The 23,146-nt window shown below is 69.1% G+C and carries 23 protein-coding genes; 15 read left to right on the top strand and 8 right to left on the bottom strand.

Features of this window, described 5'->3' with window-relative positions; translation table 11 throughout:
- Positions 1-551 precede the first annotated feature (551 nt).
- The 4 genes from FAB82_RS13330 to FAB82_RS13315 form a co-directional block, all read right to left on the bottom strand.
- On the bottom strand, positions 552-1,571 hold the full coding sequence (locus tag FAB82_RS13330; protein ID WP_136535026.1) for a 2-oxoacid:ferredoxin oxidoreductase subunit beta: 1,020 nt from the start codon (positions 1,569-1,571) through the stop codon (positions 552-554).
- Positions 1,564-3,474 carry a 2-oxoacid:acceptor oxidoreductase subunit alpha gene (locus tag FAB82_RS13325; protein ID WP_136535029.1) on the bottom strand — a complete coding sequence of 637 codons (1,911 nt, stop codon included), beginning with the start codon at positions 3,472-3,474 and terminating at the stop codon, positions 1,564-1,566. Before FAB82_RS13325 ends, FAB82_RS13330 begins: the two co-directional genes overlap by 8 nt.
- Before the next feature lie 194 nt (positions 3,475-3,668).
- Positions 3,669-4,583 (bottom strand): hypothetical protein, encoded by a 915-nt coding sequence (locus FAB82_RS13320; protein ID WP_136535025.1) that lies wholly within the window; start codon positions 4,581-4,583, stop codon positions 3,669-3,671.
- Positions 4,580-5,221 (bottom strand): RNA polymerase sigma factor, encoded by a 642-nt coding sequence (locus FAB82_RS13315; RefSeq protein ID WP_211116579.1) that lies wholly within the window; start codon positions 5,219-5,221, stop codon positions 4,580-4,582. Before FAB82_RS13315 ends, FAB82_RS13320 begins: the two co-directional genes overlap by 4 nt.
- 521 nt (positions 5,222-5,742) lie before the next feature.
- Here FAB82_RS13315 and FAB82_RS13310 point away from each other — a divergent pair.
- The 5 genes from FAB82_RS13310 (at position 5,743) to FAB82_RS27130 (ending at position 10,734) form a co-directional block, all read left to right on the top strand.
- Positions 5,743-6,207: an NADH-quinone oxidoreductase subunit A gene (locus FAB82_RS13310; RefSeq protein WP_136535024.1), complete on the top strand. Its 465-nt coding sequence runs from the start codon at positions 5,743-5,745 to the stop codon at positions 6,205-6,207.
- A 44-nt stretch (positions 6,208-6,251) separates the two neighbouring features.
- Positions 6,252-6,737, top strand: coding sequence for an NADH-quinone oxidoreductase subunit B (locus tag FAB82_RS13305; protein ID WP_211116581.1), 486 nt, complete (start codon positions 6,252-6,254; stop codon positions 6,735-6,737).
- Entirely contained in the window at positions 6,727-7,563 is an 837-nt protein-coding gene (locus FAB82_RS13300) for an NADH-quinone oxidoreductase subunit C (RefSeq protein ID WP_136535023.1), read from the top strand. The genes FAB82_RS13305 and FAB82_RS13300 overlap by 11 nt, the downstream gene beginning before the upstream one ends.
- The gene (locus FAB82_RS13295; RefSeq protein WP_246039637.1) at positions 7,556-8,509 is read left to right on the top strand and encodes a complex I subunit 1/NuoH family protein; all 954 of its coding nucleotides are present in this window, start codon (positions 7,556-7,558) and stop codon (positions 8,507-8,509) included. The genes FAB82_RS13300 and FAB82_RS13295 overlap by 8 nt, the downstream gene beginning before the upstream one ends.
- A 68-nt stretch (positions 8,510-8,577) precedes the next feature.
- A complete protein-coding gene (locus tag FAB82_RS27130; RefSeq protein WP_168801586.1) occupies positions 8,578-10,734 on the top strand; it encodes a transglycosylase domain-containing protein in 2,157 nt (718 codons plus the stop codon).
- A gap of 20 nt (positions 10,735-10,754) precedes the next feature.
- Here FAB82_RS27130 and FAB82_RS27125 read toward each other — a convergent pair whose 3' ends face one another.
- Together FAB82_RS27125 and FAB82_RS13280 are read right to left on the bottom strand one after the other, a co-directional pair.
- Complete coding sequence (locus tag FAB82_RS27125; RefSeq protein ID WP_168801585.1) at positions 10,755-11,081, bottom strand: FmdB family zinc ribbon protein; 327 nt, start codon at positions 11,079-11,081, stop codon at positions 10,755-10,757.
- Positions 11,082-11,338: 257 nt separating this feature from the next.
- Positions 11,339-11,989, bottom strand: a complete 651-nt coding sequence (locus FAB82_RS13280) for a 5-formyltetrahydrofolate cyclo-ligase (protein WP_211116578.1) — start codon at positions 11,987-11,989, stop codon at positions 11,339-11,341.
- A gap of 158 nt (positions 11,990-12,147) precedes the next feature.
- Here FAB82_RS13280 and FAB82_RS13275 point away from each other — a divergent pair, with 158 nt between their 5' ends.
- From FAB82_RS13275 to FAB82_RS13260, 4 genes are all read left to right on the top strand, one after another.
- Complete coding sequence (locus FAB82_RS13275) at positions 12,148-14,133, top strand: diguanylate cyclase (protein ID WP_136535021.1); 1,986 nt, start codon at positions 12,148-12,150, stop codon at positions 14,131-14,133.
- Between the two features lie 97 nt (positions 14,134-14,230).
- A complete protein-coding gene (locus FAB82_RS13270; protein WP_136535020.1) occupies positions 14,231-15,118 on the top strand; it encodes a UTP--glucose-1-phosphate uridylyltransferase in 888 nt (295 codons plus the stop codon).
- Between the two features lie 43 nt (positions 15,119-15,161).
- Positions 15,162-16,400, top strand: coding sequence for a molybdopterin molybdotransferase MoeA (locus tag FAB82_RS13265; protein WP_136535019.1), 1,239 nt, complete (start codon positions 15,162-15,164; stop codon positions 16,398-16,400).
- A gap of 51 nt (positions 16,401-16,451) precedes the next feature.
- On the top strand, positions 16,452-17,081 hold the full coding sequence (locus tag FAB82_RS13260) for a GNAT family N-acetyltransferase (protein WP_136535018.1): 630 nt from the start codon (positions 16,452-16,454) through the stop codon (positions 17,079-17,081).
- A gap of 155 nt (positions 17,082-17,236) precedes the next feature.
- On the opposite strand, the gene map is transcribed toward FAB82_RS13260, so the two are convergent.
- On the bottom strand, positions 17,237-18,007 hold the full coding sequence (gene map, locus FAB82_RS13255; RefSeq protein ID WP_136535017.1) for a type I methionyl aminopeptidase: 771 nt from the start codon (positions 18,005-18,007) through the stop codon (positions 17,237-17,239).
- 110 nt (positions 18,008-18,117) lie between these two features.
- Here map and FAB82_RS13250 point away from each other — a divergent pair, with 110 nt between their 5' ends.
- The 5 genes from FAB82_RS13250 to FAB82_RS28885 all read left to right on the top strand — a co-directional run bounded on the left by FAB82_RS13250 (position 18,118) and on the right by FAB82_RS28885 (position 21,283).
- Entirely contained in the window at positions 18,118-19,251 is a 1,134-nt protein-coding gene (locus tag FAB82_RS13250; protein WP_136535016.1) for a 5-(carboxyamino)imidazole ribonucleotide synthase, read from the top strand.
- Positions 19,252-19,299: 48 nt separating this feature from the next.
- Positions 19,300-19,818, top strand: coding sequence for a 5-(carboxyamino)imidazole ribonucleotide mutase (gene purE, locus FAB82_RS13245; protein ID WP_136535015.1), 519 nt, complete (start codon positions 19,300-19,302; stop codon positions 19,816-19,818).
- 35 nt (positions 19,819-19,853) lie between these two features.
- Complete coding sequence (locus tag FAB82_RS13240) at positions 19,854-20,270, top strand: RidA family protein (RefSeq protein ID WP_136535014.1); 417 nt, start codon at positions 19,854-19,856, stop codon at positions 20,268-20,270.
- A 351-nt stretch (positions 20,271-20,621) separates the two neighbouring features.
- Positions 20,622-20,822 carry a hypothetical protein gene (locus tag FAB82_RS13230; RefSeq protein WP_136535012.1) on the top strand — a complete coding sequence of 67 codons (201 nt, stop codon included), beginning with the start codon at positions 20,622-20,624 and terminating at the stop codon, positions 20,820-20,822.
- A gap of 11 nt (positions 20,823-20,833) precedes the next feature.
- Positions 20,834-21,283 carry a YchJ family protein gene (locus tag FAB82_RS28885; protein ID WP_425461585.1) on the top strand — a complete coding sequence of 150 codons (450 nt, stop codon included), beginning with the start codon at positions 20,834-20,836 and terminating at the stop codon, positions 21,281-21,283.
- Here FAB82_RS28885 and FAB82_RS13220 read toward each other — a convergent pair.
- The gene (locus FAB82_RS13220) at positions 21,280-22,446 is read right to left on the bottom strand and encodes a class I SAM-dependent methyltransferase (RefSeq protein WP_211116577.1); all 1,167 of its coding nucleotides are present in this window, start codon (positions 22,444-22,446) and stop codon (positions 21,280-21,282) included. The two genes, FAB82_RS28885 and FAB82_RS13220, sit on opposite strands and share 4 nt — an antisense overlap.
- A 330-nt stretch (positions 22,447-22,776) precedes the next feature.
- Between FAB82_RS13220 and groES the strand changes: the two genes are divergently transcribed.
- The gene (gene groES, locus FAB82_RS13215; RefSeq protein WP_136535009.1) at positions 22,777-23,076 is read left to right on the top strand and encodes a co-chaperone GroES; all 300 of its coding nucleotides are present in this window, start codon (positions 22,777-22,779) and stop codon (positions 23,074-23,076) included.
- Positions 23,077-23,146: the final 70 nt, after the last annotated feature.

Genomic DNA, 23,146 nt, shown 5'->3' with positions numbered 1-23,146 from the left:
ACCTGTTCAAGTGCCTCGTACCCCGCGGTCGGGCGTGTCGCCAATCGGCACCCCCGATCTCAACGATGCCCCCGAGGACCGACACGACTCGGTGACACTGCCACCCGCGGTCGGGCGTGTCGGCCGGGCACCCTCACCGCTTCGCCGTCGCTGCCGCTTGAACACCACCCGGCACGGGGCAGGGCGCGGACAACGCCCGCCCGGGCATTCCCCACCTCTTCATCGCTGCCGCCTGAAGCCCGAGTGGCACGAGGCCCAGCGCCGACAACGCCCGCCCACCAAACCCGCCACCTCTGCATCGCTGATGCTTGAAGGCCGGGAGAGACGACGCGGGCGCGTTCATTCCAGCCTGAAGCTGACCGCCTTCTCACGGAGTACTGCCGCAATGCCGGTTTCTCACCCCGCCTGCGTCGTAACCGTTCGGCGCCGCATCGCCGCCGAGCACCGCCTTGTCCAGAAGGCCAAGTGCGAGAAGGGACGAAGCGGCTGTTGCGCGGTATGCAGAAGGGCGCAACGGCCGGTGCCGTTGCGCCCCTTCGCTCTTCGCTTGCTTAGAGGACCGTCCAGGTGTCGCCCGAGTGCAGGAGGCGATCAAGGGCGTCCTTGCGATCCACTCCGGTGGCTGCCTCGTTCACCTGGCGGCGAACACCCTCGTCGTACGTGGGGCGCTTGACGTTGCGGAAGACACCGACCGGGGTGTGGTCGAGCTCGATGCCGGAAAGCCGTGAGAGCGCGAACGCATACGCCGGGTCATCCACATCGGACTTGTGGATCACTACATCCTTCTCGTCGACGTCGCTCGCGTTCTTGACCTCGAGGCCATAACCCGACTGCACGACCACCCGGTCGCCGAACCTGATCGGCTCGCCGTCCTGGAGACGGATGAGCGCCTCGTCGCGGGACTCCGGGTTCTTCAATGTCTCGAACGCGTTGTCGTTGAAGATCGGGCAGTTCTGGTAGATCTCCACGAACGCCGAACCCTCGTGCGCCGCCGCGGCCCGCAACACCTCTTGCAGGTGCGCGCGGTCGGAGTCGAGCGTGCGGGCCACGAACGTGGCCTCGGCGCCCAGCGCCAGCGACAGCGGGTTGAACGGCGCGTCGACCGAACCCATCGGGCTGGACTTCGTGAGCTTGCCCGGCTCGGAGGTCGGTGAGTACTGGCCCTTGGTGAGCCCGTAGATCCGGTTGTTGAACAGCAGGATCTTCAGGTTCACATTGCGGCGCAGCGCGTGAATGAGGTGGTTGCCGCCGATGGACAGCGCGTCACCGTCACCGGTCACCACCCACACCGACAGGTCGTCGCGCGAGGTGGCCAGACCGGTCGCGATCGCCGGAGCACGGCCGTGAATGGAGTGCATGCCGTACGTGTTCAGGTAATACGGGAACCGCGAGGAGCAGCCGATGCCGGAGACGAACGCGATCTTCTCGCGCTCCAGTCCCAGCTCGGGCAGGAAGGACTGCATGGCGGCGAGGATGGCGTAGTCGCCGCACCCGGGGCACCAGCGCACCTCCTGGCTCGACTTGAAGTCCTTGGCCTTCAACTTGGGGGCGTCGAGCTTGACGTCAGCCATTCTTGATGACCTCCTCTAGGGCGTCCTGCAGTTCGTTGGAGGTGAACGGCAGGCCGCGCACCTTGTTGTAGCCGACCACGTCGGTCCCGGGGTAGTTCCCGCGCAGCAGCAGCGCCAGCTGACCCAGGTTCATCTCGGGCACCACGACCTTGTCGTAGCGGCCCAGGATCTCGCCGAGGTTGGCGGGCATCGGGTTCAGGTACCGCAGGTGGGCGCGGGCGATGTCGATGCCGCGGTCGTGCAGGCCGCGAACGGCCGCGCCGATCGGACCCCAGGTGGAGCCCCAGCCGAGGACCAGGACCTTGGCGTTGCCCGACGCGTCGTCAACTTCGATGTCCGGCACGTCGATGCCGGCGATCTTGGCGGCGCGGGTGCGGACCATGTGGTCGTGGTTGGCCGGGTCGTAGGAGATGTCACCGGTGCCGTCGGCCTTCTCGATGCCGCCGATGCGGTGCTGGAGGCCGGGCGTGCCGGGCACGGCCCACGGACGCGCCAGCGTCTCGGGGTTGCGCTGGTACGGCAGGAAGATGTCGTTGCCGTCGGCGTCCTGGGCGTTCATCGTGGTCTGGAAGTCGACCCTGAGGTCGGGCAGGTCGGCCATGTCGGGCAGCAGCCACGGCTCGGCGCCGTTGGCGATGTAGCCGTCCGACAGGATCATGACCGGGGTCCGGTAGGTCAGGGCCATGCGGGTCGCCTCGAGCATCGTCGCGTAGCAGTCCGAAGGGGATTGCGGGGCGACGACGGCGATCGGGGCCTCGCCGTGGCGGCCGAACATGGCCATCATCAGGTCGGCCTGCTCGGTCTTGGTGGGCAGACCGGTCGAGGGCCCGGCGCGCTGCACGTCGACCACCAGAAGCGGCAGTTCGAGCGACACGGCCAGCGAGATGGTCTCGGACTTGAGCGCGATGCCCGGGCCCGAGGAGGTGGTGACGCCGAGCGCCCCGCCCCAGGAGGCGCCCAGGGCCGCACCGACGGCGGCGATCTCGTCCTCGGCCTGCACGGTGGTGACGCCGAAGCGCTTGTGCTTGGACAGCTCGTGGAGGATGTCCGAGGCCGGCGTGATCGGGTAGGCGCCCAGGAACACCGGCAGGTCGGACGCGACACCGGAAGCGACGATGCCCCAGGCCAGCGCCGCGTTGCCGGTGATGTTGCGGTAGGTGCCGGCGGCCAGCGAGGCCGGGGGGATCTCGTACTGGACCGCGAAGGCCTCGGCGGTCTCGCCGTAGTTCCAGCCGGCCTTGAGCGCCGCGATGTTCGCCCCGGCGATCTCTGGCTTCGAGGCGAACTTCTTCTTGAGGTAGCCCTCGGTGGACTCGGTCGGGCGCGAGTACATCCACGAGATCAGGCCGAGCGCGAACATGTTCTTCGAGCGCGCGGCGTCCTTCTTGCCGACCTCGTGCTCCTCGAGCGCACCGATGGTGAGGCTGGTGAGCGGCACCGGGTGGACCTGGTAGTCCTCCAGTGAGTCGTCCTCGAGCGGGTTGGCGTCGTAGCCGACCTTGGTGAGGTTGCGCTTGGAGAACTCGTCGGTGTTGACGACGATGATCCCGCCGGACTTGAGGTCGGGCAGGTTCGCCTTGAGCGCCGCGGGGTTCATGGCCACCAGCACCTCGGGCTCGTCGCCCGGGGTGAGGATGTCGGTGTCCGCGAAGTGAATCTGGAAGCTGGAGACACCCGGGAGGGTGCCCGCGGGCGCACGGATCTCGGCGGGGTAGTTCGGGAGGGTGGAGAGGTCGTTGCCAAGCTTGGCGGTCTCCGCCGTGAATCGGTCTCCGGTGAGTTGCATCCCGTCACCGGAGTCCCCGGCGAAGCGGATGACGACCCGGTCGAGCTGCCGGACGGTATTCACCAAGTTCTCCTCATGCGGGTTTGGGAGCACGCGCTGGCATGCGGCCTGTGGCATGCCGGAGGCGGGCTCCGCCATGTGTTCTCCCTTGCGATGCTACGCGGGGGCCACGGTGCGGTGCCAACCGTGAGTCGGAAGGGCGACGCAGACGACACCGAACAGTAAGCCAGCTCTCATCAGGTGAGATAGGGCTCCCGGGGCGAAGCCTGCGAGCCCCGCAATGGGCTCGGCAACCGGGTGATCCAGGCGACTCAGGACGGTTCTTCGTCGGTGATCGTCGGCGACGCTTCCGTGGACTGAGTCTCGTCCGGCCCGGGGGTCTCCGAGGACTCGGACGGACTCGGTTCGGTGGTGGGCTCGTCGTTGATCTCGACGAAGGCACCGCCGTCCCACTCGTAGCGCGCCGTCCATGTCTCGGTGGCGCCAGAGAGCCCGGCCAGTGTAATGACACCGGCCTCAACCGAGGAGATCTCGGACAGCTCCTGTGAGCCGTCTGGCTCCCAGACCCAGCCGAGCTGGTGGAGGGACTGGGCGTCCCCGTTCTCAGCGTCCTCACCTGTCGCCTCGAACGCGAAGGCGGCCACGCCGGTCTTGCCGTCGCAGGTGAGGGCCAGGACGGCGTCGTCGGCCCCGTCCGCGTCGACGTCGCCGGTGACGGCCTCGCCGCTGGTCCAACCGGACTCGCCCTCGATCTCCCAGCTGCCGAGGTCGATGTCGAACTCGCCGGGCACGCACTTCTCGGCCCAGTCGCCTTCGGGCGCTTCGATGGTGAGGACCGAGGAACCCTCGGTGGGGGCGGCGCTGGTCTCGGTGGTCGGCGCGTCCTGCTCGCTCTCCGGCGCGGCCGGGTCGCCGAGCTGGGTGGTCGCCGATTCCTCTTCAGAGGACAGCGACTGGGAGCCGGCACCCGGGCCTTGCGGGTCGGAACCGCCCGTGAGCGGCCCCAGCGTCTGCGCGACGGCGAAGCCGCCGGCGGTGACCGCGGTGCACGCGCCCAGGACGGCGGCGAGCGACACCAGACGGCGCCGGCGCAGCTTGGCGGGACCCGACATGATCAGGTCGTCGACCGAGGGCGGCGGGAAGGACCGGGCCGCGTCGGACTTGAAGCTCGCGAAGGCGGCCGTCACGGCGTCCTCGTCGTGCTCGGGGGGGAGCTCGGTGCTCATCGGCGGTCCTCCTTCACGGAAGGTCGGCCCGAGCCGCGCCGGTTCACCTTGGCGGTGCCGGTGGGCTTGCGCGGGCGGATGCGGATTGCCAGGGTGTCGGGGTCGGCCTTGTCCTTCGCCTTGCCTTCAGCCTTCGCCTTGCTCTTTACCTTGGACGGGGTGCCCTCGTCGGTCAGCAGGGCGGCCAGTTCGCGGCGGCCGCGGTGGAGCCACGACTTGACGGTGCCCTCCTTGGCGCCGGTCGATTCGGCGATCGCGCTGATCGGCATGTCGGCCATGTAGTGCATGACCAGGGCCTTGCGCTGCTTGGCCGGGAGGTGCTGGAGCGCCTCCACCAGGGCGACGCGGTCGGGGCTGGCGCCCGGCGCGGTCTCCGGCGGGGGCGACTTCTGGAGGAACTTGCGCGCCACCTGGTTGCGGCGGTGGCGGCTGGTGGCGAGGTTCCAGGCGACGCGGCGGATCCACGCCACGGGCTCCTCGTAGCCGCCGACCTTTTCCCAGCGCTGCCAGGCTCGCAGGAACGCCTCCTGTACGAGGTCCTGCGCCTCGGTCGCATCACCGAGGTAGGCGCACACCTGGGCAGCGAGTTCCGAGAAGTGGTTCTCGTAGAGGTCGGTGAACTCCGCCTCCGTTCGCACATCCGCTCCAGCGCAGGTAGGTGGTACAAGGGCAGCAATCGGCTCGCGGGCCGTCGGCCCGGCGGCAATCATTGTCGCGTTCGCCAGTGCGGTCAAGTGAGGCGGGGTCACTTCCTGAAGAGGGTGCACAGCCTGGAACGGGCGCTCGGGGCCGGGCGAGACCGTCTCGTGCCACGGGCACGGGTACGCGAGGGCGCGGGCTCGTGCCCGGTTCTGCCGCTGCGCGCTGGCGACGATCATTTCGCTCTGTCCTTTGCTGTGTGCACTATGGGCGCTGAGGAATCGGTTTGTCCGAGACGTCGGATTAGCAGGTCGAGACCGGTGGCGCCGGTCGGCCGACGGGGGTCGGGCCGGGGCGGTCGGGTGTCCTCAATCGTCCGTCTCGGGGAGATTCCCCTTCGTACGACAACACGCCGGTGCAATCGCTCCGGTTGCGCATCGTGGCGCATTAATTCATCCGCCCGAAAAGCGCCGGTCGCATCCCTTCCCTGGCTATAGTCCCCGGCACTATGGTTGTGACCATGGACTCCACGCTTCTGGGCGATTACGCGGCCTTCGCGGTACTGCTGGCGGCGGGATTCGCGTTCGTCGGCGCCGCGATGACGGCGAACCGACTGCTGCGCCCGAGCGCTCCCTCGCGGACGAAGGGGGAGCCGTACGAATGCGGCGTCGAGACCGAGCCTGGCCAGGAGGCGCCCAAGGCTCCCGGGTCGGGCGCGCAGGCCGGTTCCGGGGCCACCCGGACCGGGGTGGCGCCGCCGCCCAGGTCCCTGGTCGGGGCGGACTGGGCGCAGGTGCAGATCCGCTACTACGTCTACGCGTTCCTGTTCGTGCTGTTCGCGGTCGAGGCGGTGTTCCTGTTCCCGTGGGCGGCGGTGTTCGCGGGCTTCGGCGTCGCGGCGGCGGTCGAGATGGGCCTCTTCGTGACGGTGCTCGCGCTCGGCTTGGCGTATGCGTGGAGGAGAGGAGTGCTCAAGTGGCAGTGAAGCTTCCATTCCCTTCGCGCGCTGGCGATCCGGAGGGGGCCGGGGTGCTGGGGGAGCCGATCCGGTTCGTCCTCAACTGGGGCCGACGCTATTCGCTGTGGGTGTTCAATTTCGGATTGGCTTGCTGCGCAATAGAATTCATCGCCGCATCGATGAGTCGGCACGACTTCATGCGGCTCGGCGTGATCCCGTTCGCGCATTCGCCGCGCCAAGCGGACCTCATGGTCGTCTCCGGCACGGTGACCGACAAGATGGCGCCCGCCATCAAACGCCTCTACGACCAGATGCCCGAGCCGAAGTACGTGATCTCCTTCGGCGCCTGCTCCAATTCCGGTGGGCCGTACTGGGACTCGTACTGCGTTACCAAGGGCGTGGACCAGATCATCCCCGTCGACGTCTACATTCCCGGCTGCCCGCCCCGGCCCGAGGCGCTGCTCTACGGGATCGGGCAGCTGCAGAAGCAGATCGGCGACGAGCCGCTGCGGAAGCCGAGTCTGCGCGGCATGCTGCGGAGGCCCGATGCGGCCTGAGGACTGGCAGGCCCGCGTCCGCGAGGCCCTCGGGGTGGAGGAGTGCGGCGGCGACGGCCCGCGCGCGGTCGTGGACGTCGAGCCGACGCGCTGGCGCGAGTCCGTGCTGACCTGCCGCGACGACCTCGGCTGCACCTTCTTCGATTGGCTGTCGGCCGTGGACGAGGGCCCGGCCGAACCGGCGGGGGACGAGCCCGAACCGGGACCGGCAGCGCCTCAGGGCGACGAATCCGAACCGGGCCCGGTCGATGAAACGGAACCGGGCGGGCCCGCCTCGCCCCGGCCTGCACCGCCCGAACCGTTGTCCCGCATGCGGATCATCGCGCACCTGTGGTCGATCCCCGAGCGGAGCGGCGTCCTGCTGCGCACCGACCTCACGTCCGGATCGCTCGACTCGATCACCGACCTGTTCCCCGGCGCGTCCTGGCACGAGCGGGAGACGCACGAGATGTTCGGCATCGACTTCCCCGGCCACCCGGACTACCCCGACCTGGCCCCGCTGCTGCTCGCCCCCGAGTTCGAGGGGCACCCGCTCCGCAAGGACTTCGTCCTCGCGTCAAGGGTGGTCAAGCCGTGGCCGGGCGAGAAGGAACCGGGCGGCGGCCGGGCGGGAGCGAAGAAGCGAGCGCCCAAGCGTCCACCGGGGGTCCCGGAGGGCTGGGGTCGGCCCGAGGACAACGGCGCCGCCGCCGCCGATGCCGATGCCGCTGCCGATGCCGGAAACGCGCCCGGCGGCCCGGAAGCCGGTGCGCGCAAGCCGCGCGGCGTCCCCGGAACGAAACGCCCGCGCACCAACCCCGACGAGACCGGCGGTGCCGATGCTTGAGATCGCGCTTCGCCTCGGCGGCGTCCTCGCCGCGTTCCTCGTCCTCCCGCTCCTGGTCGGCCAGACCGAGCACAAACTCATGGCGCACATGCAAGGCCGCCTCGGCCCCATGCACGCCGGGCGCTTCCACGGCTGGGCCCAGCTCATCGCCGACGGCGTCAAGTTCGCCCAGAAGGAAGACCTCGTCCCCGAAGGCGCCGACAAGCCCGTCTTCAAACTCGCGCCCGCCGTCGCACTCCTGCCCTACCTGCTGGCGCTCCTGTTCATCCCGCTCGGCCCCGGCGACCTCGTCGGCTCCGCCCTCGACATGGGGCTGTTCGCGGTCCTCGCGCTCGTCGGCGTCGGCGTCCTCGCCGTCCTCATGGCCGGGTGGGCCTCGGCCAACAAGTACACGCTCATCGGCGCCCTCCGCGCCGCCGCCCAGCTCATGGCCTACGAGCTCCCGTTCGTCCTCGCCGCCGCCTCTGTCGCCATCGCCGCCGGCACCCTCAGCCTCGGCGGCATCGTCGAGGCCTGGAACCCCTGGTGGCTGCTGTGGCAGGCCCCGGCCGCGTTCGTGTTCTTCGCGGCCGGGCTGGCCGAGATCCGCCGCCCGCCGTTCGACGCGCCCATCGCGGACTCCGAGCTCGTCTTCGGCTACCTCACCGAATACGCCGGGCTGCGGTTCGCGCTGCTGCTGCTCGCCGAATACGCCGGCATCGTCGTCATCTCGGCGCTCACCACCGTCCTGTTCCTCGGCGGCTGGAAGGGTCCCGGCCCCGAATCGCTCGGCTGGCTGTGGACGCTCCTCAAGACCGGCGGACTCGCGATGGTCGTCATCTGGCTGCGGGTGGCCTGGCCGAGGCTCCGCGTCGACCAGATCCAGACCCTGTGCTGGAAGGGCCTGGTGCCGGTCGCGCTCGGCCAGCTGGTGCTCACCACCGTCGTAGCGCTGGCCATCGATTAATCTCGATCCGATCGGCGCCGGATCGCCACCAGTGCAACTAAATCGACCAGTGCCCGCGTCGAAATAACGTGGCAGGTCCAGAGCACGACACTCCCGAGCCCGCAACCAGCACGACGCTTCGCCTCCGGGCCCGCGTCCGTGCGGCGATAGGCACCGCGAAGGTCGCGGTCACCGAATCCCGGGAGGGCCGGGCGGTCAAGCGGAAACGACTGCGCCGCAAGCGTATTCGCCGCCGATTCGTCGCTCTCGGCGTAGTTCTGGCGCTCCTGGCGGGCACCGCCGTCGTGATCGCCTCCGTCTTCTACGCGCAGGTGGACCTCCCCGACGACCTGGACTCGGCGCTCTCGCAGCAGTCCACCGTGTACTACTCCGACGGCGTCACCGAGATGGCGACGCTCGGCGCCCAGGCCCGCACGTCCATAACGCTGGAGGCGATCCCCGACCACCTCCAATGGGCGCTCCTGGCCGCCGAGGACGCCAACTTCTACGGCCATCCAGGCGTGGACACCAAGGGGGTGCTGCGCGCATTGGTCACCAATCTGACCTCGGATTCGACGCAGGGCGCCTCGACGCTCACCCAGCAGTACGTCGGCCAGGTCGCCGACATTCGCGGCGACGGCTCCTACCTGCGTAAGGCCCGCGAGGCCGCGATGGCCATGAAGCTGGAGGAGCGCTACACCAAGGACGAGATCCTCACCCACTACCTGAACCTCGTCTACTTCGGACGGGGCGCGTACGGGGTCGAGGCCGCCGCCGACGCCTTCTTCGGGGTCGGGGCGTCCGAGCTCGACGTGGCCCAGTCGGCGCTGCTGGTCGCCCAGATCAAGTCGCCCGACGGCGCCTACGACCCGCGCGACCCGCTCGGCATCGGCGGCACGACCGAGGCGCTGACCGATCGTTGGAACTACGTGCTCGACGAGATGGTCGCGATCGACCGCCTCGAACCGGCCGAGCGCGCGGAGCTCACCGAACTGCCCGAGACCGTCGACCCGGCCCAGGCCGAGACCGGCGCGACCGAGCCGACCGGGTTCATCTCCCACGGCAGGGTCCTGCGCGAGCTGGGTGATGCAGGGATCTCCACCGACGAGGTGTTGCGCGGCGGCCTGTCGATCACCACCACCATCGACGCCGAACTCCAGGACCTGGTCCTGGACGGCACCGAGATCCGCACCGTCGCGGACGAGGACGAGCACCTGGCGGCGGCGACGGCCGCCGTCGAACCGGGCACCGGCCGGGTCCTGGCCTACTACGGCGGCGAGAACGGGGCCGGGCTCGACGGGGCCGGCGCCGTCGGCCACCGGCCGGGCACCTCTTTCAATATCGTCACCGCGACCGCCGCCGCCACGGCCGGCATCTCCACCTGGGAGGAGACCTTCGACGGCTCCTCACCGCAGACCTTCGAGACCTACACCGACGAGGACGGAAAACCGATCGAGCTCACCAATACGGGAGGGGCCTCCGATTCCTCGATCACGCTGGGCGACGCCGTCAGCCAGAAACTGGACACTCCGATCTACGCCGTCAGCGAGATGATCGGCGGCTACGAGGTGGCGCGGACGGCAGCCGCACTGGGCGTCGACCAGGTGTGGGACCCGCACGACGTGGACGAGGACGGCGTCATGGCCAGGCTGCCGCTGAGCGAGCCGGGCCACGAATACGCCCCTGACCTCGGGATTGGCGCCTACCCGGTGACGGTCCTCGACCAGGCCACGGTCTACGCGACCCTGGCCGCCGGCGGGATCCGTGCCGAGCCGTACTTCGTGGAGCGGGTAGAAGGCCCGGACGGCGAGGTCTACCGGGCCGAACAGCAAGTCGAACGGACGGTGGACGAGTTCCTCGCCATGGACGCGGCAGTGTCGATGTACGACTGGGAGCCCGAAACCGAAGCGGAGTCCGCGCGGGAGTTCCTGCCGACCAATGCCTCACCGACCTGGTACGCCGGCTACGACCCGGCCCTGTCGGTCGCGGTGTGGGCCGGAGACGAACGCAAGGAGGGCGACGGCACCTCGCCCGAGGGCACGCTCGCGGAGTCGATCTGGTGGGACCTCATGAACTCCAGGCCCGACCGCTACAAGGCCTGGATCGCGGAAGAGGAGGCCATGAGAGAGACGGAGGGAGACTTTCCCGGCGAGGGTGATCCGTCGCTGGATCCGGCGGAAGACGAACCGGCGGAGTTGGACGAGGCTGAAGCCGAGTCCGAGGCGGACGACGTCCCGACCGACTAGGACGCCGGCCACTGGGGCCGTCAAGCCGCCTTGGACTCCGACGACTTCGCAGCGGAGGAAGAGGACGAGCTCGAAGCTGAGCTCTTCGACTCCGCGGGCTGCTTCGGCTCGGACTTGGCCGGGCCGTTCTGGGAGCCGTTGGAGCTGAGCGAGCTGGAGTTCGTGGACCGCGAGTCGGTCCGGTAGAAGCCGCTGCCCTTGAAGGTCACGCCGACGTTCCCGAAGACCTTCCGCAGACTGCCCTTGACCTCGCAGGTCGGGCAGTCGGTCAGACGCGCTTCCGAGAACTCCTGGTGCTTGTCGAACTCAAAACCGCACTCCTTGCAGCGGTATTCGTAGACGGGCACGTCCTACCTCCAGCGGAAACTCAATGAGGGGTCACGCTCAGACCCCGATCGACATTAGCAGTCAACGCCCTGGACTGCTAATTCCATCCCGTGTAGGCGTGAGCACTGCCCCACAACGAGAAGGCCGCCGGGCGCGGCGAGGCCGGTGACCCGCAGCAGTGACCCGCAGCAGTGACCCGCAGCAGTGACCGGCGGCGGTGACGCTGGCGGTGACCCGTGGCGGTGGTGATGGCGATGGCCGGTACCCGGCGCCCTCATCACACCGGGATGAAACCGCCCGATGGCGTCACCACGCCGGTGACGGACCGGTCGTGGGCCTCGGCCGGGACCACCTCGCCGAACTCGCCATCGCGAAGCAGCGCGATCACCGGCGTCCCGGGCGCGATCCGGGCCAGCGCCCGGTCGTACGAACCGCCGCCGCGACCCAGCCGCGTCCCGCCATGTGAGACGGCCAGGGCGGGGACGAGGACGGCGTCGGCGCGCGCGATGGCGTCGGTCCCGTCGCAGGCGGCGACCTCCTCGGTGCCCCGCGGACCGGTCATGGCCAGTCCCGCGATGGCGATGGCGCCGGTGTCGCCGTCGCCCGATCCACCCGCAGTGGCCGCAGGTGCTTGCGGTGCAAGGGATCCCAATGTGGTCCAGTCAAGATCATTGTCCGGCAGTACGACCGGCAGAATGACCTTGTAGATCTCCGAGAGCCGTTCGGGCAGTTCGGGATTGAGGGTCGCCCCGGGCTCGGCGCCGAAGGGCCGGTAGGCTGCGACGACGGCGCCCTCGTCGAGCGAATCGCTCAACAAGTCCCGCAAGGCATTCCACGTTGAGCGGTCCGCCTCCGCCCGCTCGGCGGGCGACAGGCTTTTGCGGTGTTTTAGCAGCTCAGCGCGGAGGGTGGGCTTGTTGTGGGGCACGGTAATCTCCTCTATTGTTGCAACTGACCTGGTTAGCTTCACCCGAATGGATGATATAACTCATCCTTTCGGGTAGATCTTCTTCAAACCCCATGCCATGTCGTGTCGATTCAGTAGCTCTAGGTAGTCTTCTAGGGAGTGAACTTGAGGGGGCTTCGGTGTCGCTGCGCTCACGGCTCACCACGGCGTTCCTCGTCGTCGTGCTGGGGCCGGTATTGGTGGGGGCCGTCTTCGTCGCTGCCATCATGTCCCATCTAGCGGACTCTCGGGGCGAAGCGCTGGCCGACTCCGCAGTGACGATGGTCGATTCGACCCTGGGCACCATCTGCGAGCGCATCCAGGCCTCCGCCGCGGCGGTGGCCCTCAACTACCGTAGCGGCGGCGAGTCGAACGCCGTGGAGATGGCCGAACTCGTCGTAGACCGCGCCGTGGTCGACGGCGTCGTCTTCTCCAGTCTCGAAGAGGCCGGAGGCGCCGCCTCCGGCCGCGACATCGGCGCCAACGCCCCCGCGGGCGCCTGGGTCGACTGCGGGGAGACCACCGGACAGGCGGCCGCCGGGTCGATCGTGGCGCTCGGCGCCCAGGCCGAGGTCCAGAACCCCGACGGCACCATCGAGACCTTCAGCGCCTTCCGCGTGGTCGACCAGAACTTCCTGGCCGCGATCGCCCGCGCCGCCGACGCCGACCTGATCCTCCAGGACGGGCGCGGCCTGCCCATCCAGGTCGGCAGCTCCGACGCCGGCCGCTGGGCCTTCACCTCCGCGTTCCTGCCGCTGAGCATCGGCACCGCCTCCACCGACGTCACCCCCATGTACTGGACGCTCGCGGCCATGGTCACCGCCTCGGCGGCCTGCGCCATCGGCCTGGCCGCCTGGCTCTCGCGATCCACCACCCGGCCGCTCGCCGAACTCGCCGGCGCCGCCGAACGCGTCAGCGACGGCGACCTGGACGTGCGGGTTCCCGTGCACGGCAAGGACGAGGTCGCCAACCTGGCGCTCGCGTTCAACCGGATGACCGCCCAGACTCAGGCATACGTCCAGGCCCTGACGGCCTCCAGAGACCAGATGCGGGGCCAGCTCGGCCGTCTCGGGCAGACCCTCACCGCCACGCTCGACCTCGACCGGATCCTGGAGGTCATTCTCGACACCGCGATGGTCACCGCCGGAGCCGAGGCCGGCGTCATCATGCTGGTCGACGTCGATGACACCGACCAGCTCGGCCAGCGCGCCGGCGACGGCAACCTCGGTATCGACCAGCCCGCGTCGATCCGCCTGGGCGAGGGCATCATCGGCTCGATCGCCGCCGCCGGGGAACCGGTCCACGGACGCATCGTTGACGGCAAGTTCGGCGAGTGGCACCGCGCGCCGACCGAACCGATCGCCCGCTGCATGGTCGCCGTCCCCTTCCGTGGCAGGAAGGTCGAGGAGGCCGAGCACCCGGGCCGCCGCGGCACCCCCGAGGACCACACCGCACCCGGCGCCCCCGGCCACGACGGCGGCGTCCTGGGCGTCCTGGTGGTCTACAACCGCATCGCCGGGCACGACTTCGAGGCCGGCGACGTCGACACGCTCGGCACCTTCGCCGGGCAGGCCGCCGTCGCCGTCGAGAACGTCCTCCTGCACCGCCAGGCCCAGCGCCTGAGCCTCACCGACCCGCTCACCGGCCTGTGGAACTACCGCTTCATGCAGACCTCGCTGCGGCGCGAGGCCGAGCGGTCGCGCCGTTACCAGCGGCCCTCGGCGCTGCTCGCGATCGACCTCGACCGGTTCAAGAAGGTCAACGACACCTACGGGCACCCCGTCGGCGACCAGGTCCTCATCGAGCTGGCCCGCCGCATCACCGGCCAGATCCGCGAGGTCGACCTGGCCTTCCGCCACGGCGGCGAGGAATTCATGGTGCTGCTGCCCGAGACCGACGCCGCCGGGGCGGAAGTCGTGGCGGAGCGGCTCGGCCGGGCCGTCTCCAGCCGGCCGTTCAAGGTCAACGACTCCGTCGGCGGGCTCGAACTGCGCGTCACCGTCTCGCTGGGCATCGCCGTCCTCGGCGAGCACGCCGACACCGCCACCGGCATCGTGGCCGCCGCCGACGAGGCCCTCTACGCCGCCAAGGCGGCCGGCCGCAACACCTGGAAGGTCGCCGCCTGAACACCCAGCGGCGTCACCTGGGCACCTCCCGCCCCGGAGACCATATTGCCTCGGGTGGCGAACACCCCACGCTGTGTGTGCACGATACCCTCGCGGTATGTCTCAAACCTCGCCTCGCGCCACCAAGGCCGTGATCCCCGCAGCCGGTTTCGCCACCCGCTTCCTGCCGGTCACCAAGGCCGTCCCGAAGGAACTGCTCCCCATCGTCGACAAGCCCGTTCTCCAGTACATCGTGGAGGAAGCGGCCGCCGCCAAGCTCGATGACGTCACCCTCGTGACCGCCCCCGGCAAGGACGCCATGGTCGACTACTTCGACGCCCGCGCCGACCTCGACAACGCCCTCAAGGCCAAGGGCAAGGACGCCATGCTCGCCGCCGTCAAGGCCCCCGAGGAGATCGCCGAGATCACCGCGATCCGCCAAGGCGGCGCCAAGGGCCTCGGCCACGCCGTCGGCCGCGCCTCCGCCCACGTCGGCTCCGAGTCCTTCGCCGTTCTCCTCGGCGACGAGTTCTACCCCGTCGAGGACAAGCTCCTGCCGCGCATGATCGACCTCCAGGCCGAGACCGGTGGCATCGTCCTGGCGCTCCTGGAAGTCCCCAGAGAGGACGTCACCCGGTACGGCGTCGCCGCCGTCAGCCCCACCGACGTCGAGGACATCGTCGAAGTCACCGGCCTCGTGGAGAAGCCCGACGTCGAAGACGCGCCGAGCAACCTCATCCTCATCGGGCGATATGTCCTACCCGGATCCATCTTCCCCGTCATCGCCGAGACCGGACCTGGACGAGGCGGCGAAATCCAACTCACCGACGCCATGGACACCATGCGCGCCAACGGAACCCCCGTCCACGGCGTCGTCTTCCGCGGCCGCCGCTACGACACCGGCGAACCCGCCGCATATCTGCAGACACTCGTCGAACTCGCCTCCGAGAGGGATGACTTGCCCGGCTTCAACGCCTGGTTGCGCGAATTCAGTGCAAGACTCTAGGGACGGCGGCAAGACCAGCACACATCGAACGGGGGGCTGAGCAGTGACGGGGACCGGCGAGGCGACGCCATTGGCGGACTTCCTGTCGAAGGCGCTGGCCACTGTCCGGCCCCTCCCCCCGGTCGATGTCGACATGACCCAGTCGACCGGCTCGGTCCTGGCCGAGAACGTCACCAACCCCGGCCCCCTCCCCGCCTTCGACTACGCCGCCATCGACGGCTACGCCGCCAGCGCCGACGACCTCTCCGGGGCCAGCCCCGAGCGCGGCATCGGCATCAAGGTCCTCGGCGACCTCTCCGCCTCCTCGTGGCGGCCGGTCCGGCTCGTCAAGGGCACCTGCTTCTCCGTGGCCGCCGGGGCGCCGCTGCCGGTCGGCGCGGACATCGTGGTGCCGTTGGCGTGGACCGACGAGGGCATGGCGACCGTCGAGGTCCGCCAGGTGCCGCGTCGCGGGCACGGCGTGCGCCGCATGGGAAGTGAGCGCACCTCGGGCGAGATCCTCGCCCACGAGGGCCGCCGCGTCACCCCGCAGCTCATCGCGCTCCTCGCCGCGGCGGGCGTCGCCGATGTGGTCGTGCGGCCCACGCCGCGGGTCGTCGTCATCGCCACGGGGGACGAACTGGTCGACACCGGCCGTCCCTCCCAGCCCGGGCAGCTCATCGACGTCAACTCCCACCTCGTCACCGCCGCCGCCTCCGAGGCCGGCGCCCACGCCTACCGCGTCGGCATCTGCGACGACGAGCCCGACGCGCTCCGCACCGTCCTGGACGACCAGATCCTCCGCGCCGACCTCGTCATCACCACCGGCGGCACCGGTACGGGCCCCGGCGACATGGTGCGCCGCACGCTCTCTCGCGACGGCGCGGTCGCCTTCGACCCCGTCGCGGTCTACCTGTGCGAGACGATGGGCTTCGGCACGATCGGGCCCGAGGAGGTCCCCGTCGTGTGCCTTCCCGGCGACCCCGTCGCCGCCATGGTGGCCTTCGAGGTGATCGCCCGGCCGCTCATACAGCGCCTCGCCGGAGCGGAGCCGGTCTTCCGGCCCAGTGTGCGCGCCAACCTGACCGAGCCCGTATCCTCACCGAACGGACTCCGCGAATTCAGGCCCGTCCGCGTCGCCGAGCGGCGCGGTGGCGGCTACACCGTCGCTCCACTGGGACCGACCTCCTACACGCTCACCGGCCTCGCCGAAGCCACCGGATTGATGACCATCGGGGAGAACGCCACCCGAGTGCCCGCCGGCTCGACCGTCGACGTGCTGCTGCTGGACCGGAACCGATGAACCTGGATCAATGACACAGCCGCAAGACGAACAGCTTTTGGACCCGCTTACATGACCATTTCCAACCCCGGCTGGCCGGTGAACCTCCGCCACGGCGACGTCAGCGTCAGGCCGTTCCACCGCTCCGATGCGAAGCGCTGGTCCGAATTGCGACGCTCGAACGAGGCGTGGCTCGCCCCTTGGGAACCCGGCACCGGCACCACGTGGAGCGAGGCGCATTCGCCCGCCGCGTTCCGTTCGATGCTGCGCAGTCTCAAACGCTCCATCAAGGACGGGACGAGTTGGCCGCTGGCGGTGTGCTGGAAGGGCGAGTTGGTCGGGGCGATGACCGTCGGCAATATCGTGCGGCGCGCCTTCGGTTCGGCTTACGCGGGTTATTGGATCGATCGCGGGCATGCCGGGAAGAACATCACGGCGACCGCTCTGGCGCTGGTGATCGACTATGCGTTGACGGTGGGGCGGCTGCACCGCATCGAGGTGAACATCCGGCCCGAGAACGGGCCGTCGAACCGGGTGGCCGAGAAGTTGGCGCTGCGCCGGGAGGGCCTGCACAAGCGGTACCTGTACATCGACGGGGACTGGCGCGACCACTACGGGTACGCCGTCACCGCCGAGGAGATCGCGAATGAGCGCCTGATCGACCGCATGGAGCGCTTGAAGCGGGCCGAGACCAACCACTGAGGCCGCCGCATGGAGCGCTTGAAGCGGGGCGAAGGCAACCAGTGATCCAACCACTGAGGCCAGGTCGGAGTACTCGCGCGAAAATTGATTGATTTTGGCAACCAATTTGGTTGCCAAAGTCATGCGATTTTTTTAAGAGGTCCGGGATCACCCGTCTACAGGTTCCGGTCGGTCAGGATGATCGGCTCGCCTTCGGTGATCGCGATGGTGTGCTCCATGTGGGCGCCTCTGGATCCGTCGGCGCTGCGCAGGGTCCAACCGTCGGAGTCGAAGATGATCTCGTCGGTCGTGTGGAGGAACCACGGCTCGATGGCGATGACCAGGCCCGGCTTGAGGCGCATGCCGCGTCCGGGGCGCCCGTCATTGGGAATGTGCGGGTCGCCGTGCATCTCGCGGCCGACGCCGTGCCCGCCGAACTGGGTGTTGATGCCCAGCCCCGCGTCGCGGGCGACGGTGGCGATGGCGTGGGAGATGTCGCCGATCTTATTGCCCTCCACCGCGGCCGCGATCCCCGCTTCCAGCGCGCGGGTGGCGGTGTCGATGAGTTTCAGGTCCTCCTCACGGGGAGTCCCGACGACCACGCTGACGGCCGAGTCGGCGACCCAGCCGTTCACGTTGACGGCGAAGTCGAGGCTGAGCAGGTCCCCGTCGCGAAGCTTGTAGTTGTGGGGCAGGCCGTGCAGGACCGCGTCATTGACCGAGGTGCACAGGACCTTCCCGAACGGGCTGCCGCCGAAGGACGGGTGGTAGTCCACATAGCAGGAGGTGGCGCCGGCCTCCTTGATGCGGCGGGCGGCCAGCTCGTCGAGCTCCAGCAGGTTCATGCCGACCTTCGCGGTGGCGGCGAGTTCGGTCAGGGTCTCAGCCACGAAGCGGCCGGCCGGGCGCATCTGCTCGATCTCGGTGGGGGAGTACAGCTCGATCATGCGTCGACAGTAACCGATAATGAAAGTCATCGGATGATCCCTTCATGATGCGCGTCACCTGCGTCATCGTTCGACGATCCGCCCGGTCGGAGCCGGGTTAGGCTCTGGCCGTGGATCCCGCGACACAACTCCCGACCGTAGGCATGATCGGTGCCGGCCAGCTCGCCCGCATGACACACCAGGCCGCCATAGCCCTTGGCCAGAGCCTGAAGGTGCTCGCCGCGGACCCGGCCGAGAGCGCCGCCGTCGTCACCCCGGCCGTGACGCTGGGCGACTACCGCGACGCCGCCGACCTGCTCGCGTTCGCCCGCGACTGCACGGTCGTCACCTTCGACCACGAGCACGTTCCGCAGGAGGCGCTGAAGGCGCTCGTCGCCGACGGCGTCGACGTCCAGCCCCGGCCCGAGGCGCTGCGCTTCGCCCAGGACAAGCAGGCCATGCGCGAACGCATGGGCTCGCTCGGGTTGACGCAGCCGCGTTGGGCGCCGGTCGATTCGATCTCGGACGTGGAGGCCTTCGGGCTGCCGTGCGTGCTCAAGGCCGTCTCCGGGGGTTACGACGGCAAGGGCGTGTGGATGATCGACGAGCCGGGCCAGGCCCAGGCCGTCCTCGCCTCCGGCATCCGGCTCATCGCCGAGGAGCGGATGCCGCTCCAGCGCGAACTCGCGATCCAGATCGCGCGCTCGCCGCGCGGCGAGACCGCCCTCTACCCGGTGGTGGAGACCGTCCAGACCGCCGGCATCTGCACCGAGGTCGTGGCGCCCGCTCCGCACCTGGACGAGGCGGTCGCCGAGGCCGCCCGCGGTATAGCCCTGACCGTCGCGAACGACCTCGACGTGTGCGGGATGCTCGCCGTCGAGCTCTTCCAAACGTCGAAGGGGTTGTTCGTCAACGAGCTGGCGATGCGGGCCCACAACTCCGGGCACTGGAGCATCGAGGGCGCCCGCACCAGCCAGTTCGAGCAGCACCTGCGGGCGGTCCTGGACTACCCGCTCGGTTCCACCGAGACGGCCGCGCCGTACACGGTGATGGCCAACGTCCTCGGCGGCGAATCGGGCGGCCCCCGCCTGGACGAACGCCTCCAGCAGCTCCTCGCCGAGGACCCGGGCGCCCACGTCCACCTCTACGGCAAGGCCGTCCGCCCCGGCCGCAAGATCGGGCACGTCACCGTCTGCGGCGACGACGTGGACAACCTCCGCCGCCGCGCCGCCAGGGCCGCGCAATGGCTCACCGAGGGCAAATAGCTCGGGCAGCGGACCGCCGGCGACGAGATCTGAAAGTAGGCTGAGGTCATGGCAGACAAGACACGCGCCCGCGTAGGCGTCATCATGGGCTCCGACTCCGACTGGCCCGTAATGGAAGCCGCGGTCCAGGCGCTCGACGATTTCGACATCCCCCACGAAGTCAGGGTGGTCTCGGCCCACCGCACCCCTCACGCAATGCTCGCCTACGCCGACTCCGCCGCCTCTCGCGGCCTCCAGGTGATCATCGCCGGAGCCGGAGGGGCCGCCCACCTCCCCGGCATGGTCGCCAGCTCGACCCCGCTGCCGGTCATCGGTGTTCCGGTGCCGCTGAAGTACCTCGACGGCATGGACTCCCTGCTGTCCATCGTGCAGATGCCCGCCGGAATCCCGGTCGCGACGGTCTCGGTCGGAGGAGCACGCAACGCCGGCCTCCTCGCGGTGAGGATCCTCGGAGCCACCGACGAGGCCCTGCGGGACAAGCTCTCCAACTACCACGTGGACCTGGAACGCATGGTCGCGGAGAAGGACTCCAACCTCCGCTACAAGATCGCCCACCCCGAAAAATAATGGCGGCCAAGGCGACCGCCCTCTAGCCTCGGGGCATGTCCGAAGTCGAACTGCACCCCACCGGTGGATACGAGCACGTGACGATCGTGGAGGCGGGTCGGCAGGCGCTGCTGGCCGGCCAGTGCCCGGTCGATCTCCAGGAGAAGGTCGTCGGCGTCGGCGACCTGGAACGCCAGATCGAGCAGGTCGCGGCGAACTGCCTGGCCGCACTGCGATCGGTGGACGCGAAGCCGGAGGACGTGGTCCGCTCGGTGGTCTACGTCGTCAGCGCCGAGAGCAACACGGTCGGCGGCGCCTGGCACCGACTCGCCGAACACCCCGAACTGGGCCCGGCCTTCAAGGCGGCCAGCACGGTCCTGGGAGTGACCGCCCTCGGCTACCCCGACCAACTCATCGAGGTCGACCTGACCGCCCGCCTGCCGGAAGCGGGGCTGTCGCAAACACGACAGTAGGACAGATTTTTCTCTTCTGGCCGTGACCCTGTCGCGCCTGGCTCCGTTATCACTGGCGAACAAGTTTCGTCCGTAGATAGAAGGGGCGGTCGACAATGATGAGTGATGTATCGAGCTGGTGGTCAGAGGTAGAGTTGCCATGACCAAGAGCATGAAGCGCCGGGACGTCGAACGAGCGCTCCGGTGGGCAGACTGTAAGCCGAGGACGGATTCTGGGCGCGGACCCCACGAAAAATGGGATTGCCCATGTGGTGCGCACACGGCCAACCTACCGAGACACCGCGAGGTGTCACCAGGCGTGGTGTCAGATCTCGTGAAGCGGCTGCAGTGTCTTCCGAAGGGATGGTTGCGATGACGTACAAGGTCACGGCGAAGGCCTGGGAACACGGCTGGGAGCTGCACATCGAAGGCATCGGGGTCACGCAGTCCGAAGGCTTCGAAGATGCCGAGGCGATGGTGCGGGATTACCTCGAACTCGATGGGCTCGACAGCGCCTCCCCGATCGACATTACCTTCGAATTCCGCGGAAGCGACAGCCTCCAGGCCGCTTAGCAGAACAGGCGATGTGGTCGCCCGCCTGCCATAATCGGGCCATGGCCCGACGTTCCCGCAAACCTCAGCAGCCGCGATCCGCACCACGGCAATGCCCGTGCGGCAGTGGACGCGCCTACGCCGAATGCTGTGGGCCGCTGCACGCCGGGGAGGGTCGGGCCGCGAGTGCGGAGGCGTTGATGCGGTCGCGGTACAGCGCGTTCGCGCTCGGCGATGTGCCGTACCTGCTGCGGACGTGGCACCCCGACACTCGGCCCGGCGAGCTGGAACTGGACGGCACCCGAATCTGGACCGGCCTGGAAATCCTCGCCACGACCGGCGGCTCCGCCTTCCACACCGAGGGCACCGTCGAGTTCCGGGCCGGTTTCCGAGACGTGGACGGCCCCGGTGTCCAGAGCGAGACCAGCTTCTTTCACCGAGTGGACGGCGCCTGGCTGTACCACTCGGGTGAAACGGATTAGTGCGAGAACGCCGTCTCGTCGCAGAGGATCGCCACGTGGTCGTCTCCCACTCGAGTCGCCACCAGCGTCGCCGTATTGGGGCCCTTGAGTTTGAGCTGCTTTCGCAGCTGCGCCGGGTCGATGCCCGTGCCTCTTTGCTTGATGGTGAGGCTGCCGATGCCCCGGTCCGACAGCAGCGCCCTGAGTTTCTTCGGGTGCAGCGGCCAGACCTCCTCCACCTTCCACGCCCTCGCGAACGTGCTCTCCTGCAAGGTGTCCGAGTACAGGTAGGCGATGGTCTCGTGGGCGGTGTGGGCTCCCAGGTCCTGGGCCAGCTCGGCCACCAGGCCCGCCCTGATCACCGCGCCGTCCGGCTCGTAGAGGTACGCCGCCATCTCGCCGACCTCGGCCCGGTTCGCTCCGCTGCCGCTCAGCTCGTGCCACTCGCCCTGCCTGCAGACGCTCGCCCGGCGCCGCACCTGCGCGGCCTCGCCCAGCCACAGGCACGCCTCGACCACGTCCCGGTCCACCGAGACCCATTCGGCCTCCGCGCCGTCCGGGATCCAGGCGTGCTTGATCCCCGGACCCAGCTTGATCGCCGCGTACCGGATGTCCGCCAAGCGATCCAAGAGCAGGTCGAGCGGCGGGGAGTACTCGGCCGGGTTGAACGCCCGCGTCCCGCCGCCCCGGCGGGCCGGGTCCGCGAAGACCGCTCCGTTCAGCGGCGTCTCCAGTGCGTCGCCCACCTCGACCTCGACGGCCAGCCCCATTGCGTCGGCGTTCGCCCTCGCGATCGCGGCCGTTTCCGCGTCCGCGTCGATCGCCTTGACTTCGAGGCCCGCGTTCGCGAAGGCCAGCGCGTCGGTGCCGATCCCGCAGCACAGATCGAGGACCCCGCTCACCTGCCCCGCGAACCTGGCCGCCCTGCGCTCCGCCACCACCCATCTGGTGGCCTGCTCCAGGCCCGGCCTGGTGAAGTAGAGGTCCTCGGCCCGGTCGCCGAATTTGGTCTCGGCCTTTCGCCGCAGGTCGGCCAGGGTCAGGGCCGCCGCGGCCAGGTCCGGTTCGATGCCGGCCCTGCGGAGGGTCATCGGGGCGCGGTCGCCGTCGTCCCGGATGGCCGCGGCCGCGGTGCGTTGGAGTTCCGGGTCGTTTCGCAGCTGGGCGAGGAGGCTCTGATCCACCTCCCCATCCTTCCGCACGCTTGGCTCCGAGGGGAGTCGACCGTCGCGCGGCGGAGACGGGTTCGGGTGGCGGTGGGCGACGGGCCGTGACTTACAGAACCCAGGCATTGACGCCTTCACCTGGGCGAACTAACTTCGTCCTTAGCACTCGCAGTCCTAGATTGCTAAGCGCTATGATCGGATTGGCACTCTCACCTGGAGAGTGCCAATAGCCACGGGCCGGTGCCTCGGCACCCGCGACGACGAGACCCGCGCTGTAGTGGCGGTTTGCAAACCTGAACGTTCGGCTCGCCGGTTCTTCCGGGGGCCAGGATACGAGGAGAAAACCAAGTGAGCAAGGCTGCTATCCGGCCGCTGGGCGACCGCATCGTCGTCCAGGCCAACGAGGCTGAGACCACCACCGCTTCCGGCATCGTCATCCCCGACACCGCCAAGGAGAAGCCCCAGGAAGGCACCGTCCTGGCCGTGGGCCCGGGCACCTTCGACGACAAGGGCAACCGCATCCCGGTCGACGTCAACGTCGGCGACGTGGTCATCTACTCCAAGTACGGTGGCACCGAGGTCAAGTACAGCGGCGAAGAGTACCTGGTGCTCTCGTCCCGCGACGTTCTCGCGGTCGTCGAGCAGTAGACGCCCCGGGCCCCGCCATTCGAGCCGCCTCGCGGCCCGACCGGGTCGGGGCCCTTCCGTCTACTTCGCT

It is taken from the genome of Glycomyces buryatensis, assembly GCF_004912275.1.
Taxonomy (GTDB): Bacteria; Actinomycetota; Actinomycetes; order Mycobacteriales; family Micromonosporaceae; genus Glycomyces; species Glycomyces buryatensis.
The sequence above is the reverse complement of the archived record's forward strand: the minus strand, read 5'-3'. Positions and strand labels throughout refer to the sequence as shown.

Bases quoted from the DNA above. Each gene is read 5' to 3' on its own strand.
- purE (WP_136535015.1), top strand. From the start codon at position 19,300: ATGGCAGACAAGACACGCGCCCGCGTAGGCGTCATCATGGGCTCCGAC.
- FAB82_RS13260 (WP_136535018.1), top strand. From the start codon at position 16,452: ATGACCATTTCCAACCCCGGCTGGCCGGTGAACCTCCGCCACGGCGAC.
- FAB82_RS13270 (WP_136535020.1), top strand. From the start codon at position 14,231: ATGTCTCAAACCTCGCCTCGCGCCACCAAGGCCGTGATCCCCGCAGCC.
- FAB82_RS13320 (WP_136535025.1), bottom strand. From the start codon at position 4,583: ATGAGCACCGAGCTCCCCCCCGAGCACGACGAGGACGCCGTGACGGCC.
- FAB82_RS13310 (WP_136535024.1), top strand. From the start codon at position 5,743: ATGGACTCCACGCTTCTGGGCGATTACGCGGCCTTCGCGGTACTGCTG.
- map (WP_136535017.1), bottom strand. From the start codon at position 18,007: ATGATCGAGCTGTACTCCCCCACCGAGATCGAGCAGATGCGCCCGGCC.
- FAB82_RS13230 (WP_136535012.1), top strand. From the start codon at position 20,622: ATGACGTACAAGGTCACGGCGAAGGCCTGGGAACACGGCTGGGAGCTG.
- FAB82_RS13325 (WP_136535029.1), bottom strand. From the start codon at position 3,474: ATGCCACAGGCCGCATGCCAGCGCGTGCTCCCAAACCCGCATGAGGAG.
- FAB82_RS13300 (WP_136535023.1), top strand. From the start codon at position 6,727: ATGCGGCCTGAGGACTGGCAGGCCCGCGTCCGCGAGGCCCTCGGGGTG.
- FAB82_RS13295 (WP_246039637.1), top strand. From the start codon at position 7,556: ATGCTTGAGATCGCGCTTCGCCTCGGCGGCGTCCTCGCCGCGTTCCTC.
- FAB82_RS13240 (WP_136535014.1), top strand. From the start codon at position 19,854: ATGTCCGAAGTCGAACTGCACCCCACCGGTGGATACGAGCACGTGACG.
- FAB82_RS13330 (WP_136535026.1), bottom strand. From the start codon at position 1,571: ATGGCTGACGTCAAGCTCGACGCCCCCAAGTTGAAGGCCAAGGACTTC.
- FAB82_RS28885 (WP_425461585.1), top strand. From the start codon at position 20,834: ATGTGGTCGCCCGCCTGCCATAATCGGGCCATGGCCCGACGTTCCCGC.